At 38.0% G+C, this 20,435-nt stretch carries 19 protein-coding genes; 17 read left to right on the top strand and 2 right to left on the bottom strand.

Annotated elements, in window-relative coordinates:
* Positions 1–304: 304 nt before the first annotated feature.
* Positions 305–1,081, bottom strand: a complete 777-nt coding sequence (locus Q0A08_RS08010; RefSeq protein WP_438466099.1) for a ferredoxin--NADP reductase — start codon at positions 1,079–1,081, stop codon at positions 305–307.
* 305 nt (positions 1,082–1,386) lie between these two features.
* Between Q0A08_RS08010 and Q0A08_RS08005 the strand changes: the two genes are divergently transcribed.
* The 8 genes from Q0A08_RS08005 (at position 1,387) to Q0A08_RS07970 (ending at position 9,922) form a co-directional block, all read left to right on the top strand.
* A complete protein-coding gene (locus tag Q0A08_RS08005) occupies positions 1,387–1,764 on the top strand; it encodes a methionine-R-sulfoxide reductase (protein WP_438466097.1) in 378 nt (125 codons plus the stop codon).
* A gap of 19 nt (positions 1,765–1,783) precedes the next feature.
* On the top strand, positions 1,784–2,617 hold the full coding sequence (locus tag Q0A08_RS08000; protein WP_438466095.1) for a CLCA_X family protein: 834 nt from the start codon (positions 1,784–1,786) through the stop codon (positions 2,615–2,617).
* A gap of 537 nt (positions 2,618–3,154) precedes the next feature.
* Positions 3,155–4,699, top strand: coding sequence for a PAS domain S-box protein (locus tag Q0A08_RS07995; protein WP_438466093.1), 1,545 nt, complete (start codon positions 3,155–3,157; stop codon positions 4,697–4,699).
* An 11-nt stretch (positions 4,700–4,710) separates the two neighbouring features.
* Positions 4,711–5,106 carry an STAS domain-containing protein gene (locus Q0A08_RS07990; RefSeq protein ID WP_438466091.1) on the top strand — a complete coding sequence of 132 codons (396 nt, stop codon included), beginning with the start codon at positions 4,711–4,713 and terminating at the stop codon, positions 5,104–5,106.
* A 53-nt stretch (positions 5,107–5,159) separates the two neighbouring features.
* Positions 5,160–5,567 carry an anti-sigma regulatory factor gene (locus tag Q0A08_RS07985; protein WP_438466089.1) on the top strand — a complete coding sequence of 136 codons (408 nt, stop codon included), beginning with the start codon at positions 5,160–5,162 and terminating at the stop codon, positions 5,565–5,567.
* On the top strand, positions 5,558–6,154 hold the full coding sequence (locus tag Q0A08_RS07980) for a SpoIIE family protein phosphatase (protein WP_438466087.1): 597 nt from the start codon (positions 5,558–5,560) through the stop codon (positions 6,152–6,154). Before Q0A08_RS07985 ends, Q0A08_RS07980 begins: the two co-directional genes overlap by 10 nt.
* A 48-nt stretch (positions 6,155–6,202) precedes the next feature.
* Entirely contained in the window at positions 6,203–8,872 is a 2,670-nt protein-coding gene (locus Q0A08_RS07975) for a response regulator (protein WP_438466085.1), read from the top strand.
* Positions 8,873–8,887: 15 nt separating this feature from the next.
* Positions 8,888–9,922 carry an HD domain-containing phosphohydrolase gene (locus tag Q0A08_RS07970; protein ID WP_438466083.1) on the top strand — a complete coding sequence of 345 codons (1,035 nt, stop codon included), beginning with the start codon at positions 8,888–8,890 and terminating at the stop codon, positions 9,920–9,922.
* 193 nt (positions 9,923–10,115) lie between these two features.
* Here Q0A08_RS07970 and Q0A08_RS07965 read toward each other — a convergent pair whose 3' ends face one another.
* Positions 10,116–11,018 (bottom strand): LysR substrate-binding domain-containing protein, encoded by a 903-nt coding sequence (locus Q0A08_RS07965; protein WP_438466081.1) that lies wholly within the window; start codon positions 11,016–11,018, stop codon positions 10,116–10,118.
* A gap of 114 nt (positions 11,019–11,132) precedes the next feature.
* Between Q0A08_RS07965 and Q0A08_RS07960 the strand changes: the two genes are divergently transcribed.
* From Q0A08_RS07960 to Q0A08_RS07920, 9 genes are all read left to right on the top strand, one after another.
* Positions 11,133–12,476 (top strand): aspartate aminotransferase family protein, encoded by a 1,344-nt coding sequence (locus Q0A08_RS07960; protein WP_438466079.1) that lies wholly within the window; start codon positions 11,133–11,135, stop codon positions 12,474–12,476.
* A complete protein-coding gene (locus tag Q0A08_RS07955) occupies positions 12,476–13,309 on the top strand; it encodes a 3-keto-5-aminohexanoate cleavage protein (protein ID WP_438466078.1) in 834 nt (277 codons plus the stop codon). The genes Q0A08_RS07960 and Q0A08_RS07955 overlap by 1 nt, the downstream gene beginning before the upstream one ends.
* A 105-nt stretch (positions 13,310–13,414) precedes the next feature.
* Entirely contained in the window at positions 13,415–14,386 is a 972-nt protein-coding gene (locus Q0A08_RS07950; protein ID WP_438466076.1) for a TAXI family TRAP transporter solute-binding subunit, read from the top strand.
* An 80-nt stretch (positions 14,387–14,466) separates the two neighbouring features.
* A complete protein-coding gene (locus Q0A08_RS07945; protein WP_438466074.1) occupies positions 14,467–17,067 on the top strand; it encodes a TRAP transporter permease in 2,601 nt (866 codons plus the stop codon).
* Between the two features lie 8 nt (positions 17,068–17,075).
* On the top strand, positions 17,076–17,507 hold the full coding sequence (locus Q0A08_RS07940) for a universal stress protein (RefSeq protein WP_063338715.1): 432 nt from the start codon (positions 17,076–17,078) through the stop codon (positions 17,505–17,507).
* Positions 17,508–17,726: 219 nt separating this feature from the next.
* Entirely contained in the window at positions 17,727–18,308 is a 582-nt protein-coding gene (locus tag Q0A08_RS07935; RefSeq protein ID WP_438466071.1) for an HD domain-containing protein, read from the top strand.
* 71 nt (positions 18,309–18,379) lie between these two features.
* Positions 18,380–18,835, top strand: coding sequence for a GNAT family N-acetyltransferase (locus tag Q0A08_RS07930; protein WP_438466069.1), 456 nt, complete (start codon positions 18,380–18,382; stop codon positions 18,833–18,835).
* A 304-nt stretch (positions 18,836–19,139) separates the two neighbouring features.
* Positions 19,140–19,325 (top strand): hypothetical protein, encoded by a 186-nt coding sequence (locus tag Q0A08_RS07925; RefSeq protein ID WP_438466067.1) that lies wholly within the window; start codon positions 19,140–19,142, stop codon positions 19,323–19,325.
* Between the two features lie 174 nt (positions 19,326–19,499).
* On the top strand, positions 19,500–20,399 hold the full coding sequence (locus Q0A08_RS07920) for a bile acid:sodium symporter family protein (RefSeq protein ID WP_438466065.1): 900 nt from the start codon (positions 19,500–19,502) through the stop codon (positions 20,397–20,399).
* The last annotated feature ends 36 nt before the right edge of the window (positions 20,400–20,435 follow it).

Raw genomic sequence — 20,435 nt, 5'->3', positions numbered from 1 at the left:
ATTTAACGCTGTAAATCATTTACAGGTGTTTGTCTAAATTGGAGAAAACTTCTTTAGGTAAATTCTTAATCTGATAGCAGAATACGCTAATTTGACGAGTGTCTAACAGAAAGTTTTTTTTGTTTTTTGTTATGCTTTTGTATCGAAGGTGAGCAGGTTTTAAGTTAATAATAAAGGCGATAACAAGTCTTTGAATAATGCTTATTCAATTATGTGTTAAAAGGGAGGTATCTAGTAAGTTGGCTTTTAAATAGCAGTGCACCTTAAGGGTGAAGGTGCACTTTATTGGGGGGATTGAGTACGATTACTTTTCAACAAACGCTCTTTCAATCACATAGTCACCTGCTTCTCCAATTCGCGGAGAAATGTTAAACCCTCTTTCATCAAGAAGCTCACGACATTCGGCTAGCATGGACTGGTTTCCGCAAATCATCACTCTGTCAGTTGTTGGATTCATCGGAGGGAGATCTAAATCATGGCAAAGTTTGTCATTTCGAATAAGCTCGGTCACTCTCCCTTCATGCTTATAACTTTCTCTGGTGACGGTTGGGTAATAGCTAAGCTTTTCTTTAATTTCTTCACCTAGATATTCGTTGTCAGGCAGCTCATTCTCAATAAAATCTTGATACGCTAAATCAGCGATATGTCTTGTGCCGTGAACTAAGATAACTCTGTCAAAACGCTCATAAATTTCCGGGTCTTGGATAACACTCATAAATGCAGCTAAGCCTGTTCCTGTGGCAAGTAAAAAAAGGTTTTTACCAGGCAATAGATCATCAACAATTAGGCTGCCAGTCGCTTTTCCACCAAGAATGATATTTTCACCCACTTGGATGTTTTGCAGTCTTGATGTGAGGGCTCCATCGGCCACTTTAATGCTGAAAAATTCAAGCTCATCAGCATAGTTTGGGCTAGCGATACTGTAAGCTCTTAATAAAGGTTTGGCGTCGACTTCAAGCCCTATCATTACAAACTGGCCATTTTTAAACCTAAAGCCTGGATCTCGTGTGGTTTTAAAGCTGAATAACCCATCATTCCAATGATGGACTTGGGTGACTTGCGCTGTACTTAAGCTGGCCATGGTTGGCTCCATATAATTATCTAATGATAAGACTATAAGGCGAGAGAAAGATAATAACCTATGGATTGTAGTAATTATTAATATAGGTATAGGTTATGGGTTTGTGATTATTGTTTTGTTTTTGTTATATTGAAGGTGGCCATCAATATAGCCAAATTCTCAAGCCTTAATGCAAAAATCCTTTTAAAAGGGAATGTATAGGATCTCAGTATTAATTACACCTTTTGTAATATAATAAAGAACTAAACCAAGTTTGTTTAATCCAAAGTGCTTTAAGCAAATATTTATTTAAGTGAGAGAGCCAGATGACTAAGCCCCTTAATTCTTTAAATGCAGCAGAGCAGCAGGTTATTCTTCATAAAGGTACAGAGCGACCTTTTACTGGAGAGTACACAGATACAACAGCTGAGGGCGTTTATCTTTGCCGTCAATGTGATGCACCTTTATTTTATTCAGAGCATAAATTTTTATCGCATTGTGGCTGGCCGAGCTTCGACGACGAAATTGAAGGAGCTGTTAAACAACTACCTGATGCTGATGGTAGACGCATTGAAATTGTTTGCGCAAATTGTGATGGTCATCTTGGGCATGTTTTCGAAGGGGAAGGCTTAACGGCTAAGAACCTAAGGCATTGTGTTAATTCTATATCAATGAAGTTAGTAACAAGAGAATCTGCTAAGTAATTTTTATACTGGTTTGTACATGTCTAAAGCTCATTTGTTTTATCGTTTTGGCCAACCTGAGATCAAGAATAAGTTTGATAACGCTGATCTAAGTTTTGTTGATATACGAAAGCGTTTTAATTTTCGCTCTATTCAATTAGGGCGATGGGTAACACCTGAAGAGCAAAAAAAGGCAGCCCATTCCTTTTATTACGCATTAATAACTTTAATGAAAATATTGCAAGCACCTGAAAACCTAATTTCATTGCGAGCAAGTCTATCACTACAGTATGGGAGAGGTGGTCGCCCAGGCGTTGCAGCTCATTACTCTCCCCATGAGAGATGTTTTTCATTAGCAAAAAACGCAGGTCCAGGTAGCATAGCGCATGAATGGTTTCATGCGCTTGACCATTACTTGGGTTCCCAAGCATTTGAATCATTACCTAGCTTTGATCAAGGCCTTCATTATCAATCTAAAATGGTATTTGCTTCCAAAGCTTGGCTATTAGATGCCCCTATGCGACAACATCCGCTTAATGATTTGTTATCGAACTGCTTTAAAGTCATTTTATTGGATGAAAGTGAGCAAGCACCCAGCTTGCTCGTGAGTTGCTCGAATCAAGTTGATAAAAAGCTGAACCAGCTTTATTACAGCTTACCCGAAGAGCTATGTGCAAGAGCATTTGAAGCCTATGTAGAAGATGCTGGTTTAGAAGACGCAAGTTTAATTAATTCTTTTCTGGTGAAAGGTAGTCGCTACTCACAAGAAGCAGAATTAGGCCTCTATCCTAAAGGTGAGCAGAGGCAAAAAATTAACCAAGCGTTTGCTGAGTACTTTAAGTTACTAGGCGCCTACTTAAATAGTGGTCTTTAAATGACGGTGTTTGTCATAACGAATAGAGGCAGATTAATTTAAATTCTATTAATCAAAAGGCTAAATTTATTATTTATGAGTTTGAAGGTTAGGCTAATTATAGACTTTCCTGAAATTGCTATTCCCCTTTAGATAGATGCTAAATGAAATTTCCCTTCCTGAAGCTCACTTCTTTGTAGTGTTTTTTTGATTAAGCTAAAGCGTTGCCTCCTGCTATTAAATCATAAAACACTTGAAATAAATTCATTGATTTTTTTGAAGTGAAAGTACTAAAAATTAAGAGGTCACAATGGTTAGAGTACAGGTTTGGGGGGAGCAGGTTAGTCCATTAATATAACGCTACATTTACATACCTTATTTAATAGAAAGTTTTTCAAAGAAAGCTATTATTTAACTTAGTCAAGAGACCTAAGAAACCACTTAAACGCTACTTTCATTAAGCTTATAAATAGGTCTTTTAAAATCCTATATAGACGAGAACATAAGATTTTATAAAGTTCAGGTCTGATCGTATTTATTAATAAAAGAGAGTGTTTTATGGCGTTATTTAATGATGGTGACATAAGTAACGAAGATCTTTTTAACGCAATAAATAGATCTCAGGGCTTTGTCGAATTTGATATGAAAGGAATTATAGTTAACTGTAATCAGATTTTTTTAGATATTGTTGGCTATGAAATTGATGAAGTTAAAGGTCAACATCATAGTGTTTTTTGTGAAGAGCAGTTTGTTAATAGCAAAGAATATGGAGATTTTTGGGGGAGATTAAATCTTGGAGAATTTCATTCAGGTGAATATAAAAGATTAGGAAAAGGAGGGAAAGAAATTTATATACAAGCTACATATAACCCAATATTTAATGAAGATAAAAAGCCAATCAAAGTACTTAAATTTGCTTCAGATGTTACTGATAGAAAAATGAAGGATATTGAAACTGAAAGCATTCTAGCTGCAGTTCGAAAATCACAAGGTGTAATCGAATTTAATATGGATGGTAGTGTTATTACCGCCAATGAGAAGTTTTTAAATATAATTGGTTACTCTTTAGCCGAAATACAAGGAAAACATCACCGTATATTTTGTGAAGAATCTTATAGTAAAAGCAATGAGTATAAAGAATTTTGGGAAAAATTAAATAAAGGTGAATATGAAGTTAACGAGTTTAAGCGTATAACAAAAAGTAATGAAGAAGTATATATACAAGCTACTTATAGCCCGATTCTTGGTTTAAACAATAAACCAGTAAAAGTGATTAAATTTGCTGCGGATGTTACTAAACTAAAATTGAATAACGCTGAAACAGCAGGAAAACTGAACGCAATAGATAAGTCTTTAGGTACTATCGAGTTTAACATGGATGGAACGATCATTGCTGCAAATGATAAGTTCCTTGAAATAGCGGGATATTCCTTAGATGAAGTTGCAGGTAAACATCATCGAATATTTTGTGAGGACTCATATGCCACAAGTGTTGAGTATACTGATTTTTGGAAAAAAATGAATAGAGGAGAATTTGATTCTGGAGAATATAGGAGAGTAGGTAAAAATGGTAGGGAGATATATATTCAGGCGACTTATAACCCTATCTTTGATTTGAATAACAAACCTTTCAAAGTACTTAAAATTGCATCTGATGTCACTGAGAAAAAACGTCGTGAAAATGAAAGTGCTAAGCAGGCCGCGTTAATTATGGATATGTCGACACCTGTGATGCGGCTTTGGGATAATGTCCTGCTGTTACCTATAATTGGTCTTGTAGACTCTAAGCGTGTTCAGACTATCATGGAAGCTGCACTTCAAAATATTTTAGATTATCAAGCCAAATTTTTCATTTTGGATATTCAAGGCGTACCAGCGATAGATAGTGCTGTAGCCAACTATCTTATTAAAGTGACCCAAGCAACTAAATTGATGGGCTGTCGCTGTATTGTGACAGGCATATCGCCACAAATATCACAGGCTCTAGTTAACTTAGGGATAGATTTAGGGGATATTTTAACGCAGTCTAATTTAAAGGATGGTGTGAGTATGTCTCTAAAAGAGATGGGGTTGGAGCTTGGTAATATTAACTCTAAATTATGATGAATATCTTGATGGACACTAAATTTGATGTTGCTAATGAGTCGTCTGTTATTGCAACTTACACGACACAAGGTTGCTTGGTATTTCCTGTACAAACAGAACTTTCTAAAGAAACCGCTATGGATATTCAAGCAAAACTACTTGAGCAAGTACATTCAAAAAACTATTTAGGTGTAGTTATTGATCTGTCTGGGATTGAGATTATTGATAGTGTGTTATGGAAAATATTATCAAATACATCAGTCATGATTAATGTTTTAGGTTTTAAAACAGTTATGACAGGTTTAAGTCCTGGCGTAGTCGCATCTATTATTGATGTGAACTTAGAACTATCTAAAATAATAACGGCTATGACAATACAAGATGCTTTAGATATTTTAGTGTCTTTAAATAATGTAAGTAAATAAATTTATATTGGAATTTTTATTTGTAAAAGTAGTTAATAAAAGATGGGATATTTATGAACTATGGAAGTAAAACAATATCGCTTCAAGTTTATGATGAGGTTGATGTGGCATATGCCGCTTTAGAAGCTAAAGAGTATGCAAAAACGATGGGGTTTAATAGTACTTCACAATTTATGATATCGACAGCGGTAAGTGAATTAGCTAGAAATATATATGTATACGCTAAAAGCGGCACTATATTTTTAAGTATGTTTGAAGAGAAATTGAAAAAAGGTATTAAAATAATCGCTGATGACGAAGGTCCAGGGATTATAGATGTTGATAAAGCATTAGAAGATGAGTATAGCACTGGTGGCACTATGGGAGTTGGGCTTCCTGGTACGAGAAGGTTGATGGACGAGTTTGAGATAACAACTTGCTTAGGTAAAGGTACGATAGTAAAGGTCATAAAATGGCTTTAGTTAACGTTAGTGGCTTTGAATATTTTTCAGTAGAAAGAGCGCTTGATTTTGTGAGTGGAGATGCCGTCTTTATAAGTAATGAAGGTGAAGAACTGTTTATTTGTATTTTTGATGGTGCTGGGCATGGCGTGAATGCTCATAAAATTTCTTGTATTGGCATTAATTATATTAAAGAAAATAAAGATTCGAAATTGCCAGATTTAATGAAAGGCCTCCATAAAAAATTAAATGGCACACATGGTGCGGTTGCAATAATCGGGAGACTAAATATAAAAACGAGAAAATTGAGCTATGTAGGAATTGGTAATATTTTTCTGAGAGTGTTTGGTGAACAATCTAAACGAGAAGTCACCCAAGGTGGTGTCATTGGTTACCAAATTCGTACACCGAAAGAAAAGTGCATTTCTATTAATGCTGGCGACATTATTGTTTTTCATACCGATGGAATTTCAAGTCGATTTAATGAAACTGATTATCCTAATATATTTTGGGATGATGCTGAGATAATCTCAAACACCTTACTTTCAAATTTTGGGAAAAGTAATGATGATGCGACTTGTGCTGTTATACGCCTCATTGAAAGCTAATGAGTTTAAAATTTTCTATTTTTAGATTAATAATCAGGGGTTATTAATATGATCACTCTTGGTGATATTTCTATTAAAAATGAAAGTTGCATTGTTCATTTTCGTAGCAAAATTCGAAGTCTTTCAATTGATTTAGGTTTTAGTTCTATTGAAGCTACCCGTATGTCTACTATCACTTCTGAACTAAGTTGGTTGTTACTTAAGAATCAGAAAACGATCAATGTTGATGTAGGTTTAGAAAAAAAGCAGAGTGAATATTTATTCGTTATTTTATTTGACATTCAGCGACCTGATGTTGACTTAATTGAGTACCATACTGTTTTCGATGAATTACTGCTTGTATCAGATAAACAAGATTTATTTCAAATAAGAGCTTCCAAAGCGCTTCATCATACTTCTTTTACACCTACTGATGAATTTATTGGCAAAATGAGAAATAAAGTTCGCCAGCTAAGTCGTGAAGAGCTGATGGAAGAGTTACAAATCGCAATTAAACAAGCTGAGTCTGCTAACCAAGCTAAAAGTGATTTTCTTGCTAACATGTCTCATGAAATTAGAACCCCGATGAATGCAATTATCGGGATGTCTTACCTAGCTTTAAAAGAAGATCTTGGTAAAAAGCAGCGTAACTATATTGAAAAAGTGCATCGGTCAGGTGAAAGCTTACTCGGTATTATCAATGATATTTTAGATTTCTCTAAGATCGAAGCAGGAAAATTAGATATAGAAACGGTTGATTTTAGGTTAGAAGATGTCTTCGCTAACTTAGCAAATCTAGTTGGATTAAAAGCCGAAGATAAAGGGCTAGAGCTTTTATTCGACTTACCAAGTGATTTACCTACTTATTTAGTAGGAGATCCATTAAGGCTAGGGCAAGTGCTTGTTAATCTTGGCAATAATGCTGTTAAATTTACCGATGAAGGTGGAGAAATTAGAGTTACTGTTAGGGTCAAAGAGGATAGGTACGAAGATGTATTACTTCAGTTCTCTATCAGTGATACCGGTATTGGCATGACGGCAGATCAACAAGCTAAACTGTTTCAATCATTCTCTCAAGCTGATACCTCTACTAGTAGAAAATATGGTGGTACAGGCCTAGGGTTAGTCATAAGTAAAAAGTTATCAAAGCTGATGGGTGGAGATATATGGGTAGAAAGCGAAGCCGGTATTGGTAGCTCTTTTCACTTTACCGCTCAGTTTTTTAAACAAGAAGGCAAAATTTCATATACTCGCAGAAAAGCTGATAATTTGGATGCTATAAGAGTGCTTGTGGTTGATGATAATGCATCTGCGAGGGAGATTTTGTCTTCTATTGTAGAGAGTTTTGGACTGCAGGTAGATACCTGCAACAGTGGTGAAACAGCATTATCTTGTATTAAAGAAGCTTGCTTATTATACCCTTATAAATTGGTTTTGATGGACTGGAAAATGCCAAATATGAGTGGTATTGAAGCGTGTAAGGTAATTCAAAATGACAGTAGTTTGAGTGAAGTGCCCGCGATCATTATGGTAACTGCCTATGGGCGTGATGATGTTACAGAGGCGGTTTCGGATGTAGATATACACGGTTTTTTAACCAAGCCCATAACCGCTTCTAGTTTACTCGATGCTATGTTAACAGCGATGGGGAAAAAAGCTGTATGCCATATTAATCAAGATAGTTTAAAAGCAGAATCGAGTGAGCTTATTGAAAAAGTAGCGGGTGCTAATATCCTGCTTGTTGAAGATAATGAACTGAACCAAGAATTAGCGGTAGCATTGTTAGAAGGTAACAATGTCACTGTCACTGTGGCTAATAACGGTGCTGAAGCTTTAGAGTATTTAAAACTTTCACGCTTTGATGGCGTGCTAATGGATTTGCAAATGCCAATCATGGACGGTTTTGAAGCAACTCAAAGAATCCGAAAACAAGAAAAGCTTAAGGATTTAGTGATTATTGCTATGACGGCAAATGCGATGGCTGGTGATAAAGAAAAGGTTTTATCTGCTGGCATGAATGATCATATTGCAAAGCCCATTAATGTGAATGATATGTTTGCAACGATGGCTAAGTGGATTGAGCCTAAAGAACCTTACCAAGTCACGAGCTCGCAAGCCAATACTTCTAATGAAGATGGATTCGACCTGCCTCACATTCCAGAAATTAATACCGATATAGGCTTGAATTCAACACAAGGCAGTCGAAAGCTTTATCACAAGTTGCTTGTTAAATTCTATGAAAGTAATGCCGATTTCTCTGCATCAATTGCTATCGCTCAAAGCAGTGATGATAACGAAGCTCCAATGCGGTTAGCTCATACTTTAAAAGGAATGGCAGGAACGATTGGTGCAAAGGAAGTAGAAAAATCTGCCGCAGCACTAGAGTCTGCCTATAGCCAAAGTACTCATGTTTCAGAAATTCTTCAGTTAGAAGAAGCCGTTAATATCTCCCTTGTGCCTGTACTAAAAGGGTTATCTGGATTAACTTTAAATAAGCCAACAACTGAATTTGTATTGAAAGAGTTAGATGTTTCTATGGCTAGTGACATTCTGCAAAGATTAAGAGTGTTAGTTGAAGAAAATGATGCTGAAGTTACTTTTGTTATTGATGAGCTAAATGAGATTCCAGGTATTGAAGTTTATTCAGCTTTGCTTAAAAAATTGACGAAAGCGGTAGAAGGTTATGACTTTGATGAAGGGCTTGAATTACTTGATGAGCTTGAAAAATCAATTGTTTAACACAAAGAGATCTTTATGAGTAGTCAGAAAAGAACGATATTAGTTGTTGATGATACCCCAGAAAATATCGATGTTCTGAGTGGTGTATTGAGGGATAAATATAAAGTAAAAGCAGCACTTAACGGTGAAAAAGCTATTAAAATAGCGCAACAAATTCCCAGCCCCTCAATGATACTGTTAGATATTATGATGCCAGGAATTGATGGTTATGAAGTTTGCCGTCAATTGAAAGGAAACCCTTTAACGTCACATATTCCTATTATTTTCATCACTGCAAAAAACCAAACTGAAGATGAAAGAATAGGGCTTGAATTAGGGGCCGTAGATTATATTACTAAGCCTTTTAGTCCTTCTATTGTTGAGGCAAGAGTGCATACGCACCTAGCATTGCATGATCAAAATATTGCATTAGAACATGAAGTACAAATAAGAACGAAAGAGTTGCTGGAAACGCGTTTGCAGATTGTGCGTAGGTTAGGTAAAGCTGCTGAGTTTAGAGATAACGAAACAGGGTTACATGTTATTCGTATGAGCCATTATGCCCGATTAATTGCAGAAAAGTTAGGTCATGGTGACGCTTGGGTCGATTTGATTTTTAACGCAGCCCCTATGCATGATATTGGTAAGATAGGTATTCCAGATAAAATACTATTAAAGCCAGGAAGACTGACAGATGAAGAATGGAACTTTATGCGAAAACACCCTGAATTTGGAGTTGAGATAATAGGGGAAAACGATTCTGAAATATTAATGACGGCTAAAGAGATTGCTTTGACCCACCATGAAAAGTGGGATGGTTCGGGTTACCCAAAAAACCTTAAAGGGGAAGAAATACCCATTTCAGGACGTATTATTATGATTGCTGATGTGTTTGATGCTTTGACGACAGAAAGGCCTTATAAAAAAGCGTGGGCTGTTGATGAAGCAGTACAGTTCATTAATGAGAGGTCGAGTACCCATTTTGATCCAAATCTTGTGAGAATATTTAATGAAGTACTGCCTGAAATACTCGCAATTAAAGAGAAGTATGATGAATCTTCGGCAAGCTAAATAGCTCTAAATAAAGTTGTTTTACACATATTTTCAAGTTTTAAATAGATACTTGAAGCTTTTATTATCCATCTCCTTAATACGACTAAATAGAAATTCTAATCAATCATTAAGTGACTGAGGTAAAAACTATTTTTTGCTAGATAAAAATAAAGTGGGTGAGTTTACTTTAAGTTGATGGCTAAGCATTAATTTAGATATTCGGACTTATTTCACTTTGTAGCCATTGGTAAAATTGCTGTACTTGATCATTTTGCTGACGGTAACTAGGGACTAAAAAGTAGAAGCCAAAGCTACTTTGATAGCGCATATTCAAGACATTAACTAACTCCCCACGATTGATAAACTCAGATGCTAGAAAGTCAGGTACAAGGGCTATCCCTTGTTTTTGTTTAGCGGCTTCTAGAGACATAAAGAAATGTTCGAAACCATGATGGTAGTTTGGTATTTGAGTCTGTTTTTTTTCTGCTAAAGCACTGCTTAGAAACTGTGACCAAAGTTGTGGTCTTGTTGTATGCATGAGAAGAGGATGGTTAAGCATATCATCAGCTTGAGTTATTGGCTTTTGACATAACAAATCAGGGTGAATAACAGGAATCAATACTTCTTCTGCCAAAAGCGTTGAGTTTTCATGGCTTAAAGAAAGAGGCAAACAACGAATCGCAATATCTGCGCTAGCTTGATGGAATTGATATGCCCCATCACCTGATACCATGTTTAATCTTAAGTTTGGTAAGGCATCACTGAGACGTTTTAAGCGAGGAATGAGCCAAAGGTGACTTAATGATGGGGTGATATTTAACGTTAAACTATGATTATTTGTTTCAAGCTGCTGCAAGTTTGCAGTAGAACTTTGAATCTGTTCTAAGGCAGCCATAATTGTCGGTAGGTATTGCTTGCCTGCTTTGGTTAATGCAAGGCCTGTTGTTGTGCGATCAAATAAGGCTAATTGAAGGTGCTCTTCTAAGGATTTTATTTGTTTGCTGATTGCCCCTTGGGTAACACAAAGCTCAATTGCCGCTTTAGAAAAGCTTAATTTACGTGCCGCTACTTCAAAGGCTTTTAATGCATTTAGCGGGGGGAGTTTATTAGGCATAGCTTACCTCATTACTTTTTCTCATAGGGTCTGAGAATATATCGTTTGTCGGTGAGGGTAAAGACATCATAAATTAAGTTTCTTCTTGATAATGATAAAGATACCAACATCACAATGAACCATATTTTTCAACGCCACTGCCATGCCAGTTTGCCTGTCGCCGCTCGAGGTGAAGGTGTTTATATTTTTGATCAAATGGGTAAGTCTTATTTAGATGCGAGTGGCGGTGCTGCCGTATCTTGTTTAGGCCACAGTCATCCTGCAGTAAAAGCTGCTTTACATGAACAAATTGATCAATTGGCTTATGCCCATACTGGTTTTTTTACCACAGAAGCTGCGCAAAACTTAGCGGATAAACTTGTGGCATCAGCACCAGGTAAACTTGAGCACGTATATTTTGTGTCGGGTGGCTCTGAAGCGGTTGAATCAGCGTTGAAGCTGGCTCGTCAATATTTCGTTGAAAAAGGTGAGACGCAAAGGTCACGCTTTATCTCTCGAAAACAAAGTTATCATGGCAATACACTAGGAGCGCTTTCAGTCGGAGGGAATGCCTTAAGACGCGAGCCTTTTTCACCTTTACTTATGCCTGTTGAGCACATTTCTGCTTGTTTTGCTTATCACGGCCAGCAAGCAAGCGAGACAGCATTTGAATATGGGCAACGCATGGCTAATGAGCTCGAAGAGCGCTTGTTAGAGGTTGGTCCTGAAACTGTGATTGCCTTCATTGCCGAACCTGTTGTGGGTGCAACCGCGGGCGCAGTAGTGGCAGAAGAGGGCTATTTTAAGCGTATTCGTGAGATATGCGATAAGTATGGCGTGCTTCTTATTCTTGATGAAGTTATGTGTGGTATGGGCCGTACTGGTACTTTATTTGCGCATGAACAAGAAGGCATTGAAGCGGATATGGTAACGATAGCGAAAGGTTTAGGTGCGGGTTATCAACCCATAGGTGCCATGATGGCATCAGCTGAAATACATAATACTATCTCGAATGGTTCTGGTTTTTTTCAACATGGTCATACTTATATGGGCCACGCAACTGCTGTCGCAGGTTCTTTAGCTGTGCTTAATGCTATCGACCAAGATGCTTTACTACCACGAGTGAGAGTTGCGGGTGATTTATTGCAAGCTAAATTAGAAAAACGTTTTGAGAATCATGCTTTTATTGGTGATATTCGGGGGCGTGGTTTATTTCGTGCGATTGAAATTATGGCAGACAAAGAGAAGAAAATTCCTTTTGCTGCAAGTACAAAATTACATACAAAAATTAAAGCTCAAGCAATGGAGCTTGGTCTTATGTGTTACCCAATGCCAGGAACAGTTGATGGTCAAGAAGGGCATCATGTGTTACTAGCGCCTCCTTTTATTATTAGTGATGATCAGCTTGATGAGTTAACTGACAAGTTGTATTTTAGTATTGATGCCATAACGCACAAACATTACAAGGAAAGTGTTTAATGACAAGGATGAACGCAAATAGTCCGGCTTGTGCCGTTATCGTTGCACCTAATGGTGCTAGAAAAAGCAAATTAGATCACCCTTCTTTACCAATTACACCTGATGAACTTGCTGAAGAAGTTGCCCAATGTGTGACAGCGGGTGCCAGTATGGTTCATTTACATGCTAGAACCGAAACGGGCCGTCACTCTTTGGAAATAGACGATAATCGTGCGGTTATTGCGGCTGTTAGAGAAAAGGTTGGTAATGAGGTCATGATTCAACTGACCACAGAAGCAGTCGGCATTTATCAGCCTGAACAGCAAATGGCATTAATTCGCACATTAAAACCAGAAGCGGCTTCTTTCGCTTTATCTGAACTTATTCCTGATCCATCTTCTGAACATATAGCGAGTGAGTTTTTTCATTGGGTCGCTGCAGAGAATATTATTGCGCAATACATTGTTTACTCAGCGGACCAGCTTGCTTATTACTTAGACCTTCGTAAAAGAGGCTTATTACCCGCGAATAAGCACCATCTATTATTTGTATTAGGTCGCTATCATAAACAACTGGAATCCGATCCTTCTGACTTAACGCCTTTTATTCATCTAATAGAACAATTAGATAATATTCGCTGGGCAATTTGCGCTTTTGGCAAAAAGGAGCAAGACTGTTTATTAGAAGCAGCGAAGTTAGGCGGCGATATCCGCATAGGGTTTGAAAATAATCTATTTTCTAAGACGGGGGAGCTGGCAAAAAATAATGCGGCTCAAGTCGAAGAAATGGTGTCACGTTTACAGGATATTAAACGTACAGCAATGACAACTGAGGTGCTAAGGAATCAGTTTTAAGCTGACAAAGGAATGAATACTTACGGCTTGTTTAAAATGAGCAAGGTAAGTGAAAACTATCACTTAACAAATAAAGCAAACAATAAAATAGCTAAGGGGTCGTCAATGAAATACATTAAATCCACACTTATCGGTGCAGGTATTGCCGCATGTTTTGGTGGAGCATCTGTTACTGCTCAAGCGCAAGAGTTCATCACAATTGGTACTGGTGGTGTGACAGGTGTTTATTACCCAACAGGTGGCTCTATTTGTCGCTTGGTGAATAAAGCACGTAAAGAGCATGGCATACGTTGTAGTGTTGAGAGTACAGGTGGATCTGTATACAACATTAACACCATTCGTGAAGGCGAATTAGACATGGGTGTTGCTCAATCTGATTGGCAATATCATGCTTACAATGGCACCAGTAAATTTAGCAAAAATGGTAAGTTTGAAGATCTAAGAGCTGTATTTTCTGTTCACCCAGAACCATTCACTTTAGTCGCACGAGCTGATGCAGGCATTAAAACCTTTGAGGACCTTAAAGGTAAGCGAGTAAACGTAGGTAATGCGGGTTCAGGGCAGCGTGGCACCATGGAAGTTGTCATGGAGAAATATGGCTGGGATATGGATGACTTTGCGTTAGCATCTGAGCTAAAAGCTGCCGAGCAGTCTAAAGCACTTTGTGATAACAAAATTGATGCAATGGTCTATGTTGTTGGTCACCCAAGTGGTTCTATCAAAGAAGCCACGACTTCGTGTGATAGCGTTATCGTAGAAGTCTCAGGCGCTAAAATTAATCAGCTAGTTGCTGATAATTCTTTCTATCGTACAGCAACTATCCCAGGTGGCATGTATTCAGGTAATGCAAACGATGTAGGTACCTTCGGCGTTGGTGCTACTTTTGTCACTTCTGCAAAAGTGGCTGATAACCTAGTGTATAACGTTGTTAAAGCTGTGTTCGAAAACTTTGAAACCTTCAAAAAACTTCACCCAGCATTTGCTAACCTGAAGAAAGAAGAAATGATCAAAGATGGCTTGTCAGCACCACTACACCCAGGTGCGGTTAAGTACTATAAAGAAGCGGGTTTGATGTAAGTCGACAAGTTCGTTTTATTGTCACTTCAACAGGGGCTTAGGCCCCTGTGTTTTTTCGTTTTCGGCATAGGAATTAATCTATGAACCCCAAACATTTATCTGGCTCTAATGATGAGCAAAGTAATTCAGCAGATGAGTTTTTAAGCTCAGAAACTGGTAGTCGTCAATTTAACGGCAATATGGCAAAGCTTGTTGTTGGTACCTTGATCGCTTGGGCTAGCTTTCAATTATGGTACGCTTCTCCTCTTCCTTTTATTTTCAATTTTGCCACGTTTAATGAAGACCAAGCCAAGTATATCCACTTATCTTTTGCGATTTTTTTAGCATTCTTTTTATTTCCAGCAACAAAAAGTTCGAGTAAGTCTTCTGCATCCTTACTTGATATTGCGCTTGCTGTGGCTGCTTCAAGTGCCTGTTTATATTTATTAGTTTTCCGTAATGACCTAGCGTCGCGCATGGGAGCGCCAACAGTAACCGATATCATTGTCGCGGTTGTGGGTATGCTGGCTCTACTTGAAGCAACACGACGAACCCTGGGACCGCCGCTGGTAATTGTGGCCGTCGTATTTTTGACTTTTACTTTCGCTGGTCAATATATGCCAGACGTGATTGCCCACAAAGGGGCAAGCTTGAAGAAAGTCGCTTCCCATCAATGGTTAACAACTGAAGGTGTCTTTGGTGTTGCAATTGGTGTTTCTACTACCTTTGTATTTTTGTTTGTCTTATTAGGCTCATTGCTTGATAAAGCGGGAGCAGGTAATTACCTGATAAAGGTTTCTTTCTCCTTGTTAGGGCATATGCGTGGCGGACCGGCTAAAGCTGCCGTCGTAGCATCCGGCTTGAGCGGCATTATCTCAGGTTCTTCAATTGCGAATGTGGTAACTACCGGTACCTTTACAATTCCTTTGATGAAGCGTGTTGGTTTTCCTGGTACCAAAGCGGGTGCAATAGAAGTAGCGGCTTCAACTAATGGTCAGCTAACTCCGCCGATTATGGGAGCTGCTGCTTTCTTAATGGTGGAATATGTTGGTATCCCTTATATAGAAGTAATTAAACACGCCATTCTGCCTTCGATTATTTCCTATATTGCTTTGGTCTATATTGTCCATCTTGAAGCGCTAAAGCTGAATATGAAGGGTATCGAAAAGCTTAACAAGCCAACACTCGCTATGCGTATGTTATCTTGGATGAGTACATCCGTAATTCTATTAGTATTAGGTCTGGTGGTTTTCTATGGGTCTAGCTTTTTAGAAATGGTATTAGGTGGCACATCTTATTTGGTAATGTTGCTTGTCATCGTCGCTGCTTATTTTGCTTTGGTCAAACTATCAGCAGCTTATCCAGATTTAGCTGAAGACGAAACCAGCATTGAGTTGGATCATTTACCTGAGCCTAAACCAACGGTTTATTCTGGTTTGTACTTCTCATTACCTATCGTAGTACTTTTATGGGCATTAGCCGTTAAGCAATATTCACCTCAGCAATCTGCTTTTTATGCTGTGGTGTTCTTAATCGCTGTCGTACTAACACACAGGCCAATAAAGGCTTGGTTCCGAAATGAAACAGATTGGGCTGGACAGTTTAAAGTCTGCTGGAATGAATTTATCGATGGCATGGTTACCAGTGCTAGAAATATGGTTGGTATTGGTATTGCTACAGCAGCAGCAGGGATCATTGTCGGGACGGTAACGCTAACAGGTTTGGGTCAGATGATGACTGAATTTGTTGAGTTTATTTCTGGTGGTAATCTTGTTCTGATCCTTATTTTTACCGCTATTATTTGTATTGTTTTAGGTATGGGGCTACCGACAACCGCTAACTACATCGTGGTATCTACTTTGATGGCACCTGTCATAGTGTCATTAGGTGCTGAGAATGGTCTTGTTGTTCCTTTAATTGCTGTTCACCTCTTTGTGTTTTACTTTGGTATTTTGGCTGATGATACGCCACCTGTTGGTCTTGCTGCGTTTGCAGCGGCTGCAATCAGTGGTGATGACCCAATAAAAACCGGTATACAAGGCTTTATTTATGACATACGAACGGCAATTCTGCCTTTCATGTTCATCTATAACACACAGCTTCTATTGATCGGTATCGACTCGATTCTAGATCTGATACTAACGGTTGCCAGTGCCATTGTGGCCATTCTTGTCTTCTCGGCAGGTACTCAAGGCTATTGGTTGGTCAAAAGTCGATTATGGGAATCGTTAGTGCTTGTTTTAATCGCTTTTAGTTTGTTCCGCCCAGGTTTTTGGTGGGATATGGTCTATGAGCCAAAAACACAAGTTGCGCCAACAGCATTAATTCAAGAAGTTGAAGCACTCAATCAAGGTGACTTTATTCAACTTCAAGTAGAAGGTGTCACCATTGAAGGGGATGACGTCAGTAAAACAGTCTCATTACAGCTTACTCAAACCGAAGGTGATGGTATGGCAAGGCTGCAATCTTTTGGTTTGAATTTAACTCAAGACGGTGAGACTTGGACGGTGGATTATGTTGATTTTGGCAGTGCTGCTGAGAAAGCCAGTATAGACTTTGGCTGGCAAATTATGGGGGTAGAAAAGGAATCTGATAGACCGCCTAAAGAGCTAGTGTTTATTCCTGCTTTGCTGGTATTACTTTTAATACGTAAATTGCAGCAGCAGAGGCTTAACTCATTAATATCGGGTCAAGCTGCTTAGGAGGCATTATGTATGACACAGTGTTAGTGCCAGTCGACCTGGCAGAAAAGGGCTATACAGATAAAGTGATAGAGCATGCTTTGCATGTTTTATCTCCGGGTGGCAATTTAATTCTGTTAACCGCATTGGCTGGATATCAAATGCCATTAGTAGGATCATTTTTCCAACCAGGGACTTTTGATAAAGCAGTAAAACAAGTGCATCAAAAACTGGTTGAATTTGTGAATGATGAACTTCCTATCGATGCGAATGACTGTACAACTAAGGTGGTTGAAGGTAAGCCAGTTGAATCTATTTTAAGTGTGGCAAAAGAAAGTAATGCGCAAGTGATTGTCATGGCTAGCCATAAGCAATCGAGGGTGGGTTACATGATGCTAGGTTCAATCGCAAACAAGGTATTAAGCCATGCGGACATTCCCGTTATGGTCGTGAAGGGTTAATGTTTAAGGTTATTTAAGCGCTAATAATAGGTGTTAGACAATTTAGACCGCACATTTTTGTGCGGTTTTTTTTGCGTTGCATTTTAGAAGAGATGTCTAAATAAGACTCTTAGGTAAAGTTTGTTAAAACTATTTGCTTCTAGATACTGCTTCTTAGATACAGTGAATTCAAATTTACGTATCCTAACGGTCTGATAATAATGAGATAAAGGATTAACTATGTCAGACATAAAGCAGATATTAAGCTTCGTGGTTGAAGTTGAAAAACTCAAATCAGTATTGCGCAAAACAAAGCCAGTTGGTCATTCTCGCTATGAAAATTCAGCAGAACATAGCTGGCATGTAAGTCTTATGGCACTCTTGTTAAAAGATCATGCTGATGAAGAGATAGATATTAATCGGGTTATTAAGATGCTTCTGATTCATGACTTAGGTGAAATCGAAGCTGGAGATACCATTATCTATGCCTCAGAAACACTTGAGACAAAGCGGCAAGAGAGTCAAGGTATCCATAAACTCTTTGCTTTTTTACCTGCAAAGATGGAAGCTGAATTCAGCAGTTTATGGTTAGAATTTGAAACGGGCGTAACGAATGATGCTAAATTCGCCAAGGCCATTGATAGAGTGCCACCGCTTTTACATAATATCCATGGGGAAGGGCATAGTTGGAAGCTGCATAATATACCTAAAGAAAAAGTCTTCTCATTAAATAAAGAACGTATTCAAGATGCAAGCCATGCATTATGGGAAGCAGTAAAAACTGAGCTTGATAAAGCAGTTGATGCTGGCGTGTTAAGTTAACGCTAATGCTAATGCTAGAGAGTTAGCAAAATACTAGCTTTAAGAACATATAAGCAAAAAGGTTTAATAATATGGCCAAAGGCGTTCAGTTAAGACAAGTAAGTATTCATGATGCTGAGCAGCTCTTAGCATGGCGTAATGATGAGCTAACCAGACTATCAAGCCACACCCAAGATTTTATTGATGTCACAACACATCACGTCTGGTTAGAAAACTCTCTTAAAAACTCAAACCGTAAACTTGTGATTGCAGTCTATCAAGGTGAAGACATTGGCTCTTTACGTGCTGACTATGATACTAAGAAACAAGCATGGGAACTTTCTTGGACCTTGGCGCCAGATTATAGAGGGAAGGGACTCGCTAAAGAAATGGTGTTTGTATTTGCTCATAGTATACATGACGCTATATGGGCGGAGGTGAAAGAAACTAACTTGGCTTCAATTCGAGTCGCCGAATATGCAGGCTTAGTACAAACTAATAGAAAGCAGCAGGTACTATACTTTTCTCGATCTGAACTTTCGAAATAATAAGATTGTTAAAGTGTAATTCTGCGTAATATATCCCTAAATTGGGGTTAGATAGACTCAAGCTACTTGATCCCCTTTCAAGTGGGCCTAAGGCCGCCAAAGCAAGGACGCTATTTGGCTTTGATTGTCATAAAATTGATATAAATCTAATTAAAAATGCTTAAATTTTCGATATTAAGCTCAATAAGTGGCACTTTTAGCCGATGACCTATATGAGGGTGATATTTAATAAAAATGTCACTAATCCCAATAATAATTGAGTAAACAATAACCGATAACTTTAACGGATTTAAAGGTGGTAAGTATGCAATCGGAAAATTTGAGTTTAACTCGAGAAAAGGATGTTACAGCGAGTCAGAGCTTTGAAGAGCTCACGGGTAAGGATAAAAAAGATAATCAAAATAAAGACCTTGAGAGCAAGATTAAGGTTAAAACATCACGTAAAACGACTAAAGTTAAAGTCGCCACACGGCTGTGTATTTTTGAATAAATTATTTTAAATACATTCCTAATCTAGTTTGAATGGCAAATAAGGCACGAGAGTAGTCAATTTGCCATTCCCATCTTTTTTGTTTAATACTCCATATTAGTACTACATTTCTTCTGTATTCTGCCCCAACCATGATTTTGGCTAACTGTAACCTTCTATCGTTTTGGATTTATTATGTTAATTTTGTTATTCCCCGTTTGGGCGCTATTGTTAAGTGCTTATGCCTATTTTGAACCAAGCTTTTTTGTAGATTTCAAAAGTTACATTATTCCGCTTCTCACTGTCATTATGCTTTCAATGGGGCTGACATTAACTGCAAAGGACTTTAAGCAAGTTCTGGCGAGCAAACGCGCTGTGATTGTCGGTGTAATGCTACAGTTCATGGTGATGCCATTAGCAGCATTGCTTGTAAGTAAAATATTTGGTTTTGATAGTGAATTAACGATCGGCATGCTTCTAGTTGGTAGTGTCGCAGGTGGTACCGCGTCAAATGTTATGTGTTACCTAGCAAAAGGCGATACTGCTTTATCAATTTCAATGACAAGTATCTCAACTTTAATAGGCGTTGTATTAACCCCGCTTTTGGTCGCTCTAATGGTCGGAAAGGGAGTCGATATTCCGGTTCAGGCTATGCTATTAAGTTTAGTTAAAATTGTACTTTTACCTGTGGCTGTTGGCGTTTTATTGAATACTTTCTTTGCTAAAAAAGTCGATAAAATACAATTTTTACTACCTTATATCTCTATGTTTACCATCGTTTTTATTATCGCCATAGTGGTTGCATTAAGCGCTGGAAAACTCGCTGAAATAGGTTACTTGATTGTCTTAGCCGTGATGATTCATAACAGCATAGGTTTAATCTTAGGTTATGGAGTAACTCGCTTGCTGGGGTTTGATGAGAAAATATGTAGAACGATTGCATTTGAGGTAGGGTTACAGAACTCAGGATTAGCTGCCGCTTTAGCGATTAAGTTCTTTACACCTGTTGCAGCTTTACCAGGAAGCTTATTCAGTATTTGGCATAATGTATCAGGCTCGCTATTAGCGAGTTATTGGAGCAAACAAAAAAATTAGATAAAAAGGCCTGTTAGCATTAAGTAGCAGGCCTTT

The organism is Marinomonas sp. PE14-40 (genome assembly GCF_051623805.1).
In the GTDB taxonomy this organism is placed as follows: domain Bacteria; phylum Pseudomonadota; class Gammaproteobacteria; order Pseudomonadales; family Marinomonadaceae; genus Marinomonas.
This window is presented reverse-complemented; position numbering and strand designations above follow the sequence as displayed.

Bases quoted from the DNA above. Each gene is read 5' to 3' on its own strand.
- Q0A08_RS08010 (WP_438466099.1), bottom strand. From the start codon at position 1,081: ATGGCCAGCTTAAGTACAGCGCAAGTCACCCAAGTCCATCATTGGAAT.
- Q0A08_RS08005 (WP_438466097.1), top strand. From the start codon at position 1,387: ATGACTAAGCCCCTTAATTCTTTAAATGCAGCAGAGCAGCAGGTTATT.
- Q0A08_RS08000 (WP_438466095.1), top strand. From the start codon at position 1,784: ATGTCTAAAGCTCATTTGTTTTATCGTTTTGGCCAACCTGAGATCAAG.
- Q0A08_RS07995 (WP_438466093.1), top strand. From the start codon at position 3,155: ATGGCGTTATTTAATGATGGTGACATAAGTAACGAAGATCTTTTTAAC.
- Q0A08_RS07990 (WP_438466091.1), top strand. From the start codon at position 4,711: ATGGACACTAAATTTGATGTTGCTAATGAGTCGTCTGTTATTGCAACT.
- Q0A08_RS07985 (WP_438466089.1), top strand. From the start codon at position 5,160: ATGAACTATGGAAGTAAAACAATATCGCTTCAAGTTTATGATGAGGTT.
- Q0A08_RS07980 (WP_438466087.1), top strand. From the start codon at position 5,558: ATGGCTTTAGTTAACGTTAGTGGCTTTGAATATTTTTCAGTAGAAAGA.
- Q0A08_RS07975 (WP_438466085.1), top strand. From the start codon at position 6,203: ATGATCACTCTTGGTGATATTTCTATTAAAAATGAAAGTTGCATTGTT.
- Q0A08_RS07970 (WP_438466083.1), top strand. From the start codon at position 8,888: ATGAGTAGTCAGAAAAGAACGATATTAGTTGTTGATGATACCCCAGAA.
- Q0A08_RS07965 (WP_438466081.1), bottom strand. From the start codon at position 11,018: ATGCCTAATAAACTCCCCCCGCTAAATGCATTAAAAGCCTTTGAAGTA.
- Q0A08_RS07960 (WP_438466079.1), top strand. From the start codon at position 11,133: ATGAACCATATTTTTCAACGCCACTGCCATGCCAGTTTGCCTGTCGCC.
- Q0A08_RS07955 (WP_438466078.1), top strand. From the start codon at position 12,476: ATGACAAGGATGAACGCAAATAGTCCGGCTTGTGCCGTTATCGTTGCA.
- Q0A08_RS07950 (WP_438466076.1), top strand. From the start codon at position 13,415: ATGAAATACATTAAATCCACACTTATCGGTGCAGGTATTGCCGCATGT.
- Q0A08_RS07945 (WP_438466074.1), top strand. From the start codon at position 14,467: ATGAACCCCAAACATTTATCTGGCTCTAATGATGAGCAAAGTAATTCA.
- Q0A08_RS07940 (WP_063338715.1), top strand. From the start codon at position 17,076: ATGTATGACACAGTGTTAGTGCCAGTCGACCTGGCAGAAAAGGGCTAT.
- Q0A08_RS07935 (WP_438466071.1), top strand. From the start codon at position 17,727: ATGTCAGACATAAAGCAGATATTAAGCTTCGTGGTTGAAGTTGAAAAA.
- Q0A08_RS07930 (WP_438466069.1), top strand. From the start codon at position 18,380: ATGGCCAAAGGCGTTCAGTTAAGACAAGTAAGTATTCATGATGCTGAG.
- Q0A08_RS07925 (WP_438466067.1), top strand. From the start codon at position 19,140: ATGCAATCGGAAAATTTGAGTTTAACTCGAGAAAAGGATGTTACAGCG.
- Q0A08_RS07920 (WP_438466065.1), top strand. From the start codon at position 19,500: ATGTTAATTTTGTTATTCCCCGTTTGGGCGCTATTGTTAAGTGCTTAT.